This is a genomic window from Mycobacterium sp. IDUB_1, from assembly GCF_055419625.1.
The window spans coordinates 624859-637552 of sequence record NZ_JBVAYA010000001.1 but is presented as its reverse complement, the minus strand read 5'-3'; the positions used below and the strand labels follow the sequence as shown (position 1 = coordinate 637552).

Annotated in this window: 12 protein-coding genes and 1 pseudogene; 6 read left to right on the top strand and 7 right to left on the bottom strand. The window is 64.4% G+C overall.

Going from position 1 to position 12694, the window contains the following annotated elements:
* Positions 1-310 precede the first annotated feature (310 nt).
* Positions 311-598: pseudogene (locus tag ACZYYX_RS03255) on the bottom strand (integrase core domain-containing protein); the annotation flags it as partial.
* A 49-nt stretch (positions 599-647) separates the two neighbouring features.
* On the opposite strand from ACZYYX_RS03255, the gene ACZYYX_RS03250 reads away from it, so the two are divergent.
* Positions 648-2042 carry an IS30 family transposase gene (locus ACZYYX_RS03250; protein WP_463812954.1) on the top strand — a complete coding sequence of 465 codons (1395 nt, stop codon included), beginning with the start codon at positions 648-650 and terminating at the stop codon, positions 2040-2042.
* Here the strand turns inward: ACZYYX_RS03250 and ACZYYX_RS03245 are convergent.
* The gene (locus ACZYYX_RS03245; RefSeq protein ID WP_463812953.1) at positions 1990-2394 is read right to left on the bottom strand and encodes a DDE-type integrase/transposase/recombinase; all 405 of its coding nucleotides are present in this window, start codon (positions 2392-2394) and stop codon (positions 1990-1992) included. The genes ACZYYX_RS03250 and ACZYYX_RS03245 overlap by 53 nt on opposite strands.
* Positions 2321-2680 carry a putative quinol monooxygenase gene (locus ACZYYX_RS03240; RefSeq protein ID WP_463812952.1) on the bottom strand — a complete coding sequence of 120 codons (360 nt, stop codon included), beginning with the start codon at positions 2678-2680 and terminating at the stop codon, positions 2321-2323. Before ACZYYX_RS03240 ends, ACZYYX_RS03245 begins: the two co-directional genes overlap by 74 nt.
* Before the next feature lie 119 nt (positions 2681-2799).
* Here ACZYYX_RS03240 and ACZYYX_RS03235 point away from each other — a divergent pair, with 119 nt between their 5' ends.
* Complete coding sequence (locus ACZYYX_RS03235; protein WP_463812951.1) at positions 2800-3702, top strand: AraC family transcriptional regulator; 903 nt, start codon at positions 2800-2802, stop codon at positions 3700-3702.
* On the opposite strand, the gene istA is transcribed toward ACZYYX_RS03235, so the two are convergent.
* From istA to ACZYYX_RS03215, 4 genes are all read right to left on the bottom strand, one after another.
* Positions 3641-5143, bottom strand: a complete 1503-nt coding sequence (gene istA, locus ACZYYX_RS03230) for an IS21 family transposase (RefSeq protein ID WP_463812950.1) — start codon at positions 5141-5143, stop codon at positions 3641-3643. The two genes, ACZYYX_RS03235 and istA, sit on opposite strands and share 62 nt — an antisense overlap.
* A 269-nt stretch (positions 5144-5412) precedes the next feature.
* Positions 5413-5811 (bottom strand): ester cyclase, encoded by a 399-nt coding sequence (locus ACZYYX_RS03225; protein ID WP_463812949.1) that lies wholly within the window; start codon positions 5809-5811, stop codon positions 5413-5415.
* Between the two features lie 337 nt (positions 5812-6148).
* Positions 6149-6595, bottom strand: a complete 447-nt coding sequence (locus tag ACZYYX_RS03220) for a nitroreductase/quinone reductase family protein (protein ID WP_463812948.1) — start codon at positions 6593-6595, stop codon at positions 6149-6151.
* Entirely contained in the window at positions 6592-7635 is a 1044-nt protein-coding gene (locus ACZYYX_RS03215; protein ID WP_463812947.1) for an aldo/keto reductase, read from the bottom strand. Before ACZYYX_RS03215 ends, ACZYYX_RS03220 begins: the two co-directional genes overlap by 4 nt.
* A gap of 147 nt (positions 7636-7782) precedes the next feature.
* Here ACZYYX_RS03215 and ACZYYX_RS03210 point away from each other — a divergent pair, with 147 nt between their 5' ends.
* From ACZYYX_RS03210 to ACZYYX_RS03195, 4 genes are all read left to right on the top strand, one after another.
* The gene (locus ACZYYX_RS03210) at positions 7783-8673 is read left to right on the top strand and encodes a helix-turn-helix domain-containing protein (RefSeq protein ID WP_463812946.1); all 891 of its coding nucleotides are present in this window, start codon (positions 7783-7785) and stop codon (positions 8671-8673) included.
* A 172-nt stretch (positions 8674-8845) separates the two neighbouring features.
* Positions 8846-9520 carry an alpha/beta hydrolase gene (locus tag ACZYYX_RS03205; protein ID WP_463812945.1) on the top strand — a complete coding sequence of 225 codons (675 nt, stop codon included), beginning with the start codon at positions 8846-8848 and terminating at the stop codon, positions 9518-9520.
* Entirely contained in the window at positions 9517-10365 is an 849-nt protein-coding gene (locus ACZYYX_RS03200; RefSeq protein WP_463812944.1) for a helix-turn-helix transcriptional regulator, read from the top strand. The genes ACZYYX_RS03205 and ACZYYX_RS03200 overlap by 4 nt, the downstream gene beginning before the upstream one ends.
* A 131-nt stretch (positions 10366-10496) precedes the next feature.
* A complete protein-coding gene (locus ACZYYX_RS03195) occupies positions 10497-12578 on the top strand; it encodes a methyltransferase (protein WP_463812943.1) in 2082 nt (693 codons plus the stop codon).
* The last annotated feature ends 116 nt before the right edge of the window (positions 12579-12694 follow it).

The following is a 12694-nucleotide window of genomic DNA, read 5'->3' as shown; positions in this document are numbered from 1 at the left end:
GCGTGTAGCCGTTGTTAAACAACACGGTCAGTGGGCCTGACTATCGGAGGTGCATAACACCACGTAGGGCCGGTCCGGACGCACTGCGCCGACAAGCTTTGTCAAAGTAGCTGCGCAAAATGGGAGTCGACCGCCGCCTGCTGCCTGTCCAGGTACAACCACTTGAAGGTGAAGCCCTGGACTCGTGGTTAGAGGTAACCGCATTGGCTGCGGGAGGAACACTCAAAAGCGTAGTGGTGGCAGCCAATCTGCGCGCTGCGACAGTGCCATGGGACTGCACCGAGTTCAGTTGACTCGCGGGGTGTGAATTTCAGGCCGCGGTTGCGACTGGTGTGTGGAGCAGTTCGAACTCTATCGGGGTGAGTCTGCCGAGGGCGCGTTGCCGGCGGCGGCGGTGGTAGGTCCGCTCGATCCAGGCCACGATCGCCAGGCGCAGTTCGGCTCGGGTGGACCAGCGTCGCCGGTCGAGCACGTTGCCTTGCAGAAGGGCGAAGAACGACTCCATCGCGGCGTTGTCTCCGCACGCTCCGGTGCGGCCCATCGATCCGTGTAAACCGTTGTGTGACAGTGCGTGAACGAACTTTCGGGACCGAAACTGACCAGGTTAAACCGGTGGAAGCAACACCCTGACATTTGGAGGGTGTTCGATGGTTCGTCGACAGCAAGCAGCCGATCGCGCTATTCGTCGTGCGATGAGGTCGCCGGGGGCTCCGCCCCATCAGCGCGAGACCGAGCGGCTGTTTTGGATCGAAATCGCCAAGGGATTGCTGCCGGCAGTGGCCGCGATCGAAGTCGGCGCGTCGCAGCCGGTCGGACAGCGGTGGTTCCACAACGCTGGCGGCATGCCACCATTCGATCTCACACCACTGTCGGGGCGCTACCTGTATTTCTGCGAACGCGAGGAGATCGCGCTGCTCAAAGCTCAAGGTGCGGGAGTGCGCCAGATCGCTCGGGCGATCGGTCGGGATCCATCCACAGTGTCGCGCGAGTTGCGCCGCAATGCTGCCACTCGCGGATACACCTCCGAATACCGCGCGACGGTCGCGCAATGGAAGGCCCAGCTGACCGCCAAGCGCCCGAAGACAGCCAAGCTGGTCACCAATCCGAAGCTGCATGCCTATGTCCAAGAACGGCTCTCGGGACAGATCAGCAGAACCGACGGTTCGGTAGTGGCCGGACCGCCACCGCCGCGGTGGACCGGCAACAACAAACCGCACCGCAAGGACCGAGCCTGGGTGCAGGCCTGGAGTCCGGAACAGATCGCCAACCGGATCAAACTCGACTTCCCCGGTGATGAGTCCATGCGAATCAGCCACGAGGCGGTCTATCAATCGCTCTACATCGAAGGCCGCGGCGCGCTCAAGCGCGAGCTGGTGTGGTGTCTTCGCACCGGGCGCGCGCTGCGCGCACCACGGGAGCGTTCCCGCCGCAAGGCCTGGGCGCACGTCACGCCTGAGACGCTGATCAGCGAACGGCCCGCAGAGGTTGCCGACCGCGCGGTTCCTGGGCACTGGGAAGGAGACCTCCTGATCGGGCTGGAGCGCTCAGCTGTCGGCACCGTGGTCGAACGCACAACACGGTTCACCATGCTCGTGCACCTGCCCCGCGAGCACGGTTACCGGCACAAGCACACGATCAAGAACGGCCCACCCTTGGCCGGCTATGGCGCGATCACCATGAAAAACGCACTTGCCCAGACGATGTCGACCTTGCCTGATCAGCTGGCCCGGTCGCTGACCTGGGACCGCGGCAAGGAGATGTCCGCTCACGCCCAGTTCAAGGTTGAGACCGGTATCCCCGTACTCTTCGCCGACCCACAATCGCCATGGCAACGCGGCACGAACGAGAACACCAATGGTCTGCTGCGCCAGTACTTTCCGAAGGGAACCGACCTATCCCGATGGTCCGCAGAGGACATCGAAGCGGTCGCTCACGCCCTAAACACAAGACCCCGCAAGACACTCGGCTGGAAAACCCCGGCAGAGGCCTTCAACGACCAGCTATTGTTGCTCCAACAAGCCGGTGTTGCGACAACCGATTGAATCCGCCCTGACTACCCCTGTCGGAGTGGATGACCCCACCGGCCTGCGGATCGCGATTGGTAATGGCCATACTCAATGCGTTGGTGACCAACGCTGCGGTCTGACTCGAATCGATCGACCAGCCGACCACCCGCCTGGAGAACGTGTCCAACACCACGTCCCCGGACTTGACCCAGTTGGCGGCTGCGGACGTGATGGAGTAGCCATCTGGGTCCTGCCTGGTCGGGTAGAACTCGGTTGTGAATTCTGACGCAAATGAGTGGAGGCGGGTACATAGCTCAGGCGTTGATCTCCTCGAAGAACTCGACCTTGAGCGGTCCGTCAAGAAGCTCACCGAATCGCGCCATGACATCGGCGCTGGTCTCGGTTCGCCATGCGGCGTAGGCCTCTTGATCCGCTCTGTCGTCCCATTGCTCTATCAGCGCGAATTGGGTGTCGTCGTCGGCGCGGCGGACGACCCGTACTCCGATGCAGCCGGGCCGAGAGCGGGTGGCGGCGAGGGTCTCGCGGTAGAAGTCGACCACATCTTGACTGCACCCAGACTTGGCTTTGGCATGCAGGAGGACGGTAAAGGCCATGTGAAACTCCGGTATCTCGATTGGGCTGGAGGTGACCCGCTCAGGCTCACTGTTGGGCATTCCCCGCCGCAGCTCGGGCCGGCGGGGTCTTGATGTCTTGTCCAGCCTGACGGCAGATCTCGGGATTGTGAATCATCCAAACTCCTCAATCCCTTCGCCAGAGTCCTAGATTGGTGTGTGTGGACCTGATCTCTGATCTTCTCCAAGTTTCCCGCGCGCGATGCGCGCTATCCGGCGGCATCTCCGGATCAGGCGCATGGTCAGCTCGGTCCCCGGCCCCGAGCCGGATCAAAATCATGGGAGTCGTGAAAGGGTCCATGTGGTTTCGACTCGCTGCTGAACCCGCAGGCCTGCAGGTCGCCGAAGGCGAGGTACTGGTGGTCGACGGACGCACGCCTTTCGACCTAGGAAGCGATCTCGACAAACCACCCATTCGTCTCCGCGAGACCGATCCGGTTCGTCCGGTCGATCGAGACGACGACCATATATGCGTCACCGCGCACATCGAATTATTCGAGGCCGGCGATGACTTCCTTCGGGACGCCATCCCACCCGTCCTGCACCTGCGTGGCGAAGCGCGGGAAGCCATGACCGCGCGCTGGCTGCTCGAAGAGCTCTTCGAGGAGTTCAGCTACGAACGTGCCGGACGCACCGCTGCCTCAGCACAGCTGACGCAGCTGCTATTCGTGCAGGTTCTCCGGGCCTGGGCGGCAGCAGCAGATGAGCTGCCCTCAGGATGGGTCCGTGCTGCCGCCGACGACCGGTTAAGGCCCGCGTTGCAGCTCATGCATGCCGACGTGGGCAGAGACTGGCATATCTCAGAACTCGCTGCTGCATGCGCAATGTCGCGGAGCAGTTTTGCCGACCGGTTCACCAAGATCGCCGGCGTTCCCCCTGTCACCTACCTGTTCAGATGGCGAATGCGCCAAGCCGAACGAGCACTGGCCAGTGGATCGGCGTCGATCACCGAGCTCGCAACGACGCTCGGTTACCGGTCCGAGAGCGCGTTTAGCGTTGCTTTCAAGCGCTGGTCCGGGATCGCGCCGAGTCGGTTCCGTCAGCGAGACCCCGGAACCTGTTGAGCTTGAGCCGGAATGCCACGAGGTTCGAGACAGGATCCAGGCATCCTGAGGTGACGGCCCGGTCCATCGCGGCGACCAACACGGCGGCGGCCATGGTGAGGTGCGCCAGCAGGATGGCGATCAAGGCACGGGTTCCCTTGGCGTCGCCGCGGACGGATCGGGCTGCATCCCAATAGCTTTGGTGCGATGCGGTGAACACCCCGCGGGCCTTGGCCTGGGCCAGTGCGGTCGCGCCGGGCAGCGCCCCGGGTTTGGTCTTGAGGACCTCGAGATAGTGATCCAGGCACAGCACCTCGACGTAGCGTCCGACCGCCCGCTCGTGGGAGGCGACCAGTCGTGGTCCGTCGTAGACCTCGACGGTCCGGGCGGCCAACCGCACCGGGAGGCGTCGCCCGGCGTAGCGGGCTGGGACGGAGTAGAAGCATTGCTGCACAGACACTCTGGCCCGGTTGTCGACCCTGGCTTGCAGGAGCCGGGCGCAGTCGAACGCCTCGGCGGGCAATGCCATCAGCTCGCTCGACTCGATGGCGAACGCCGCGCCGATGGCGAACGCCGCGCCGATGGTGATCGAGCGGCCGGTGATCACCCGGTCATCGTCAGCCACGTCGGCGGCAGCGATCAGCTCGTTGAGTTCGGCCAGCGAGGCGACCTTCGGGACTGGAACGAGGTGGCGGCGTCGGAAGCGGCCGATCTCGCCTTCCACAATGCCCTTCTCGTGAGCGCCGTCGATGCCGGGGCGGCAGAAGAACGAGTCGAATCCGTAGTGGCTGCGCAGTGCGGTGAACCGTTCGGACTCGGTGCGGTCACGCCCTTTGAGGACTCGGATGACGGCGGGTTTGAGGTTGTCATACCGGATCCGGCCGGGCAAACCCCCGAAGTATTCGAAGGCCAGCACGTGGCCCTCCAAGAATGCTTCCTGGGCTTGGTTGCCGAAGGCGACGTGAAACGCTTTGCCCGAGTGCGATAGTCGCATCACGAACATCCAGCACTTCACGACCAGTCCGGCGATCGTGGCGTAGAACTGGCCGAAGTCGACCTCGGCCTCAGCGCCGGCCAGATGGGACTGCGGGATCGACACTTCGTTCCGGAGCAGTCCGAGTTCGTCCCGACGCCGGGCGACGTACCGCGACACCGTCACCTCCGAGCACGTGACCTGATGCTCGGCAACGAGACGCTGCCAGACCCGCCGTGCGGTGTGGCGTTGCTTGCGCGGGGCGTCCACGTCGGCCAGCAGCCAGGCGTCGATCACCGCCACCCACTCACTGATCGCTGGCCGGGGCCGGACGGGATAGACCTTCCGTGGCGGCGGAACCGCGTCGGCCAGGGCTTGACGCACCGTACGACGATGTGTGCCATGACGATCCGCCAACTCACGGACCGACAAATCCTCGATCCGCCGATCCCTTCTGATCTGCTCGAACAGTTCCACGCGTGACCGCATCCTGACCGACCCTCCCTGACGACCGTCAGAGACGACGGGCGACAGGAACGATCTGAACGAGGGTGGGGCCAACATTGGTGACGACACACCGCGCCCACCCGGACGGACACAATCACCACCCGGTGGGGCCAAAACTCGTGAAGAACTACGACCGAAGTGGGGCCAAGTCAGGTGACCACACTCACGTCGTCCCGATCACCTGGTGGACCTACTGGAGGCCGTCTTCGACGCCATCGCCGACGCGCCCCTTCCCTAGCGGACCGGAACGGTCAGGGCGCACCGATCTGTTCGAGCAACGCGTTGACGTCCAGCAGATCCCACACCTGGGCGAACTTGCCGTCCTCGACGCGGTAGAGCGTGAACTCCTGGACCGCAATGCGGCGGCCGGTGGCCTCGATCCCCTGGAAGGAACCCTGGTGGGTGCCGGTGACCGTGAAGTGCAGGGAGATCAGGTCGCGTTCGGTCACCAGACTGCGGACCTCCCAACGCCAATCGGGGAAGGCGTGCACCAGCGGCTTGAACTGCTCCGTGACGGCGCCAGCCGGGATGGGAGCGTCGTTGACCACGAGGGTCGGGGTGTAGAACGCCGTCATCGCGTCGAAGTCGTGCGCGTTGCAGCACACCAAATACGCCTGATACAGCGCCTCGTTGTCCTCGCGGTTGCTCATGGTCAGGTCCTCTCGCCTCGCCCATCATGGACTTGCCCGACGACGCACGCATCTGTGGGAGCCGCCCAACGACTCGAAGACGGCGGCGTGCGTGCACCATGACTCGGCAGAACTCGCCAATCTTGCGGGCCCGGACACCGCCGTCACCCCGACTCTGCACTGAGTGCCCCGTTCAACAAGCGCTCGGTTGCCATAGTTCGAGTTCTGCTCGCACGCCGTGATCACGGAGCAGTCCGGCGAACGCCTGCACGCTCTCCTGCCAGGCCGCAGCGTCGGCGTCTTGCCAACCAGTGTTGCGATGCCCCCAACTCACCAACGCAGTAGGGGCGCCCGGTGCTCAGAAACCAGACAGTGCCTGTAGCCGCGGGTCGTCGAAGACGATCTCCACAAGCGGGCTGCGGGCGAGCCACTCGTCGAGATCCTGTCGTTGACCGACCCTGGCGGTGACGTCGGGACGATCCTGCAGTTGTAGGACGGCGGTGATCACCTTCCGCCGGGTCGGCTCATTCACCGGCACAGCTCTGGCCGGCAGATCAGCGGTGCAACCGTGTTTGAGGTGCACGAGGAATTGCGGGTGGGCGCGCAGATTCGCGTACCAAGCGCGCGGTTGGGGCATCCCGGTCAGATACCAGCGCCCTCCGACGCGGTGAAACCACACTTCGATGCGGCGCGGTAGGCCGCTGCGCGCGCCCACTGTCGTGATGTCGATGGTGCGTTCGGCTGGGGAGGATTCCGGACCGACGTCGAGCGCCCGAGCGACGGCCTCCACCTCTTCGTCGGTCAACTCGCCACCGCCGAGCCAACGCGGGGATGGCGCCGACGTGTCTTGTCTTGGATCGCGGGAGTTGGTTCGACGAACAGGTCGGCGGCGTTGAAGTCCACGCCGGGCGGCACGATCTCGTCGATCCGATCCAGCATGTCGCCTTCCAGGTGGACGTCGGCAGCGGCCAACAGATCCTCGAGTTGGTCGGGCCGCCGGGGCCCGAGCAACACCGATGTGACGGCGGGATGCGCCCGTACGAACGCCAGGGCGAGATGCGAAAGCGGTATCCCGGCCTCACCCGCCAGCGCGGTGAGCTGCTTGAGAGCAAACGCCTTGGCCCGGACACCGGGCTGTTCCATGTCGAACAAATGGGCGCCGATTCCGGCGTTGCGTGCCGATGCGGTGGGGTCGGCGCGACCGGACAGCCAGCCAGAATTCAACGGAGCAAAGGTCATTACTCCCATACCGTAACGCTGGGCCGTCGGCAGCATTCGATTCTCGATGCCGCGTGTGAACAGCGAGTATGGCGGTTGTTCGGTCCTGAACCGTTGGTGGCCACGACGTTCGGCGGTCCATTGCGCCTCGACGATCTCCTCGGGCGCGAAAGACGAAGTGCCAATTGCCCGAACCTTGCCTGCGCGGACGAGATCCGTCAGTGCGGCGAGTGTTTCGTCGATGTCGGTGGCGTGGTCGGGCCGGTGCAATTGATAGACGTCGATGTAGTCGGTGGCCAGCCTGTGGAGACTGTCCTCGACGGCTCGCCGGATCCATCGCGCAGACGCGCCGCGGCGATCTGGTCCCTCGTCCATCGGCAGGCCGAACTTCGTGGCAAGCACCACGTCGTCGCGCCGGCAACGCAGTGCCTTACCGACGATGGTTTCCGACTCGCCCTTCGAGTACACGTCTGCCGTGTCGACCAGGTTGACACCGGCGTCCAGTGCGGTGTGGATCATGCGCACCGATTCGTCGTGGTCAGCGTTTCCCATGGCGCCGAAGTTCATCGCGCCCAGTGCGAATTCACTGACCGAGATGCCGGTACCGCCGAGGTGCCTCCGCTGCATGATTGGGGGTCCTTCCATGAAAGTCTCGTAGCGTCTGCCACCACCCAACCGCCATGGAGGTGTCCGAGGGAGGGTTGACCCGACGGGGGGTCCAACAGAACCCCTCTAGCGGCACATGGGTGCCGCTCGCGGGCCTAAACTAAGGCAATGAGCGGGTCGCCCAACGTCGAGCTGCGAGATTTTCTGCGCTCGCGCCGGGCGAGGGTGACTCCGGCTGAGGTGGGCCTGCCCGAGCGGTTCGGTGTGCGCCGTGTGCCGGGTCTGCGTCGCGAGGAAGTCGCCCAATTGGCGGGCGTGAGCGTGGATTACTACGTTCGCCTAGAGCGTGGCCGCAGCGCCAACGTGTCCGAGTCTGTATTGGCCGCGGTGGCGCGGGCCCTTCAACTCAACGAACTGGAACGGGCGCATCTGTTCCGGTTGGCCAAGCCCAGCCGCGCGCGCCCGCGTCCCCCAGCGCCCCAACGGGTGCGCCCAGGTCTGCTGCTAGTAGTGGACAGCCTCACCGAAGTGCCCGCACTGGTGTTGGGCCGACGCCTCGACGTCTTGGCCGCCAACCCGATGGCGAATGCGCTGTTCACCGACTTCGACGCATTGCCGCCCCGTTACCGCAACATGGCGCGGCTCATCTTCCTGCACGACGAAGTGCGGGCACTCTGCACGGATTGGCCTTCGACGGCGCAAGGAATCGTTGCGCAGCTGCGTCTCTACGCCGGCCGCAATCCACACGACCCGGCCCTGGCCGAACTCGTCGGCGACCTCTCTGTGCGTGACCTCGACTTTCGCCGATGGTGGGCTGCGCACGACGTCAACCAGCACACGTTCGGCGTCCGCGACTGCCACAGCGGTTTGGTGGGCGAGCTGAAACTTGGTTTCGAATCGTTCACTCCGGCCGATGATCCCGAACAGACCCTGTGGGTGTCGACGGTCGAACCGGGATCAGTTTCCGCGCAACGTTTGGAATTGCTTGTCGGGTGGGCACTGCCAGCTCAACGCCTCGGGGCATCGGCATTCACGACGGTCCCCGTTGATGACCAGTGACGGCGATCCGAACGGCTTCAGCCGCCGACGGCATCGAGCGTGTGACCTAGAGACGGTGCGTCCATGATGACGGCGGGCGGCGTTCGTGACCCTGTCGGTACCAGGAGTGACGGGGTCTGGGTGCGCGGTCGCGGGGCGGGCATGCTCGTGGAATGACGATGGGACGCCGTCAATGGCGATGACGGGGGTGCGGGTAAGGGCTCGTATGGTGCGGAGGCGACGGCTGAACGTTGCGATGACGGTGGCCGGAGTAGTCGCAGTGACGCCGATCGTGTTGGGAATCAGCCTCTTTCGATCGGTGGTGTGTCGGACCGCTCCCTTGGGTGTCGTCCCCGCTGATCCGTCCGACTCTGTGCCGGTAACGATGGCGGCCGCGCGAGCGCAGGGCTGGGATTGGATCACCGATACCGCGCATCAGCGGTGGACGCAGTACGGGGAGGACGGGGTGGAGACGGTGGGGTACTGGTTTCCCGCTCGTGATCCGTCGACGCGAACCGTGGTGTGGCTGCACGGGCACCGCGCCGACGCGTCGTTGATGGGGGAATTCGGGCGCTGGTACCGCCGCCGCGGATTCAACGTGTTCCTCGCCGATGCTCGCGGCCACGGTATGAGCGGCGGAAACTACGTGGGCATGGGAGTGCTTGAGCAGCGTGACTACCTCGGCTGGTTGCGCCGGGTGGTGTCCACCGTTGGCGGCGATGCCAAGGTCGTGTTGCACGGACTGTCGATGGGGGCCTCGACCGCCCTCATGCTCAGTGCGCACCCATATCTGCCCATCGAGGTGAAGGCGGTCATCCCCGACAGCGGCTTCACGACGATCATTGACTGTCACCTGCTGGCTGCATGACTATGGTTGCCGACGTGGGCGGAACCAACCTGGGCGAGTATCTACGGGCCCGGCGAGCGCAGCTCCAGCCCGAGGACGTTGGGCTGCAGGCCAACACGCGCCGGCGGGTCCAAGGGCTTCGCCGGGAAGAGGTGGCGATGCTCGCCGGGATCAGCGCTGAGTACTACCTCCGACTCGAACAAGGCCGGGATCTGCATCCCAGTGATCAGGTTCTCGCGAGCCTCGCCCGCGCACTGTGTCTCGATTCCGACGCAACCGCTTACCTGCACACCATTGCGAGGCCGACGACCGTTCCAATGCGACGATCGCATCCGGAAGTCGTCAGCCCGCACATCGTGTCGCTGATTGACGGATGGCCTCACACCGCTGCCTACGTCCAAGGCCACAGCTTCACCGTTCTGGCCTCCAACAGGCTCGCTGCGGCTTTGTCACCACACTTCGCCACGGGCGCCAACCCTCTGCGGGCGGCATTCCTGTCACCAGACATGCGGACGCTCTACCGAGACTGGGACGGGATGACGGCCAAAGCAGTCCCCTTCCTGCGTTCGGTGGTGGCCGGCCGTGGCGACGATCCCCGCGTAACCAAGCTCGTCGGAGAATTGAGTATCCGCAGTGAGCGGTTTCGCACCCTGTGGGCCAAACACGACGTCAAGGTCCGCGACGAGGGCGTGACACAGCTCGATCATCCGCAGGTTGGCCCCATTGACCTGCGTTTCCAAAAGTTCGTGCTACCCGAGTCCGAACACTTCCTGGTGACTTACCACGCCGAGCCCGGTAGCCCCTCTCACGATGCGTTCCGCATGCTTGCCGAGTTCGCCAGCGACCCCGACGCTGCCGGCCCCTAGCCGACTCCGCCGGACGGCGAATTGCGTTGCTTCCGAGACGATCATGTCCCTGCCAGCACCAGGATCACCAGGGTCTGGTGCGCGGATCCCGACGGCTGCACGATGGATTGCCTAGGGAAGGACATGATTTGATGAGCAAGGCCACCGTTTTGGTCACCGGAGGTTCGGGGTTCCTTGCAGCCCACACTATCGCCCAGCTACTCGCCGCTGGGCACACGGTTCGCACTACGATCCGTTCACCCAGCCGTGAGGCCGACGTTCGTAGGATGATCGCGGCCGCAGGCGTCGACGCCGGTGACCGGCTCGCGTTCGCATTGGCCGACCTGACTTCCGACGACGGTTGGGACCACGCAGTGGCCGGCGTCGACTACGTCCTGCACATGGCCTCACCGTTCCCAGCCGTAAACCCCTCACACGGGTATGAATTGATCGTTCCGGCCCGTGACGGCACCCTCCGAGTGCTGCGCGCCGCACGCGACGCCGCGGTCAAGCGAGTGGTGTTGACGTCGTCGTTCGCCGCAATCGGATACGGCCATCACGGTTCCGGGCCGTTTGGCGAGACGGTATGGACCAACGTCGACGCACCCATCGGCGCCTACTTCAAGTCGAAGACCCTTGCCGAGAGAGCTGCCTGGGATTTCGTCGAGACGAACGGTGGAGCAATGGAATTGGTGGTAATCAATCCGTCCGGCATCTTTGGTCCCGCATTGGGCGCCGATTACTCGAGCTCGCTGAACATCGTGAAGGGTCTACTGGAGCGGCAGATGCCGTTTCTGCCCGACGTCGCCTTCGGCGCGGTCGACGTTCGCGACGTCGCGGCGTTGCACATCCAGGCGATGGTCGATCAGCGGGCGATCGGTCAGCGCATCATCGCCGCGAGCGCGTTCACGTCGATCGCAGAGATCGCCAGCATCCTGCGGGACCACCTGGGCGATGCGGCTGCCAGGGTTCCCAGTCGACCCATACCGACCTGGTTGCTCAAGGCACTCGCTTTGTTCGTCAAGCCGTTGCGTGAGCTCGCCAGCAGCGCCGGTACTCGCCGTGAACCGCGGTTCGGCAAGGCCTACGACCTGCTCGGGTGGACACCGCGTTCCCTCACCGAGACGATGATCGACACCGCGCGCAGCCTGCAAGACCTACCAACGAGCACCGGCGCCGTTGCGAATGACCTGGACTTCTCGACTGCCGAGCCCAGCCCGCAGACGACACACCACGATCACCGTCACCAGATGGCCGACATGATCTATGGGTACTTCACGAGCCAGGCCGTTCGTGCGGTCGCCGAGCTATCGCTGGCAGACCATCTAGCCGGCGAACCACGCACTGCCACCGAGCTATCCGCTCGGGCGCGAAGCGACCCGAAGGCTACGGCGCGACTGCTTCGAGCAGCCGTAACGCTGGGGTTGGTCGACAAGGACGGTGGCGGGCTGTTCCATGGCACCGAATTGCTGAGCACACTGCGGAGTGATACACCGAACTCTCTACGCGGCATGGCATTAGGTGCAACCAACACCTCGCATTGGGCACCGTGGTCTGAGTTCCCGACGGTGGTCCGGGAAGGCCGTAGCCTTGCAGTGGACACGCTCGGCGCCCCGGTCTTCGACTACCTTCAGGGCAATCCGAGCCAGGCGCAGGAGTTCAGCGATTACATGCAGAGCGTGACGTCGTTGTGGGCACTGGACGTCGCCGCGATCGTGGATACGACGTTGGTGCGCACCGCCGTCGACGTCGGCGGCGCAAACGGATACTTGCTGCGCCAGTTGCAGCATGCGAACCCACGTCTGCAGGGCATCGTCTTCGACCGACCCGATGTGGCCGAGAGCGTCGCTGCGTCAATCGCCGAATCAGACGTCGCGGATCGTACCCGCGTCGTCGGCGGTGACTTCCTCGAAGAAGTTCCGGCAGGTGACTTGCTGTTGCTGAAGTTCGTCTTGCACGACTGGGACGACGCAACGTGCGTGCGAATTCTCCGTCGCTGCCGCGAGGCGTTGCTACCCGGCGGCCGCGTCGCCATCATCGAGATGATCGTCGGTGAGGACGACCATCCGGGTGTGGCGGCGATGATGGACCTCAACATGCTCGCGCTAACCGACGGCGGCTGCGAACGGTCCCTAGCCGAATATGACGCTCTCCTGAACGAAGCTGGGCTTCATCGCACCGCCGTGCGTTCTGGAGGATCTCCCCAAAGCATCATCGAAGCCGTTGCCAGGTGATACGCCGCCAGCCAACGGACCACGCGCCGCCGGAAGGACACTCAGAACCCTTGCCACGCCGCATCGTGTTGCCGCACTCACCACAGGACTATCCCCGGACGCTGAGAAGAGGAGAC

Excerpts from the sequence above, each read along its gene's own strand:
- ACZYYX_RS03195 (WP_463812943.1), top strand. The coding sequence starts at position 10,497 with ATGAGCAAGGCCACCGTTTTGGTCACCGGAGGTTCGGGGTTCCTTGCA.
- ACZYYX_RS03210 (WP_463812946.1), top strand. The coding sequence starts at position 7,783 with ATGAGCGGGTCGCCCAACGTCGAGCTGCGAGATTTTCTGCGCTCGCGC.
- ACZYYX_RS03200 (WP_463812944.1), top strand. The coding sequence starts at position 9,517 with ATGACTATGGTTGCCGACGTGGGCGGAACCAACCTGGGCGAGTATCTA.
- ACZYYX_RS03225 (WP_463812949.1), bottom strand. The coding sequence starts at position 5,811 with ATGAGCAACCGCGAGGACAACGAGGCGCTGTATCAGGCGTATTTGGTG.
- ACZYYX_RS03205 (WP_463812945.1), top strand. The coding sequence starts at position 8,846 with ATGGCGATGACGGGGGTGCGGGTAAGGGCTCGTATGGTGCGGAGGCGA.
- ACZYYX_RS03215 (WP_463812947.1), bottom strand. The coding sequence starts at position 7,635 with ATGCAGCGGAGGCACCTCGGCGGTACCGGCATCTCGGTCAGTGAATTC.
- ACZYYX_RS03240 (WP_463812952.1), bottom strand. The coding sequence starts at position 2,680 with ATGCCCAACAGTGAGCCTGAGCGGGTCACCTCCAGCCCAATCGAGATA.
- ACZYYX_RS03250 (WP_463812954.1), top strand. The coding sequence starts at position 648 with ATGGTTCGTCGACAGCAAGCAGCCGATCGCGCTATTCGTCGTGCGATG.
- ACZYYX_RS03245 (WP_463812953.1), bottom strand. The coding sequence starts at position 2,394 with ATGTCATGGCGCGATTCGGTGAGCTTCTTGACGGACCGCTCAAGGTCG.
- istA (WP_463812950.1), bottom strand. The coding sequence starts at position 5,143 with ATGCGGTCACGCGTGGAACTGTTCGAGCAGATCAGAAGGGATCGGCGG.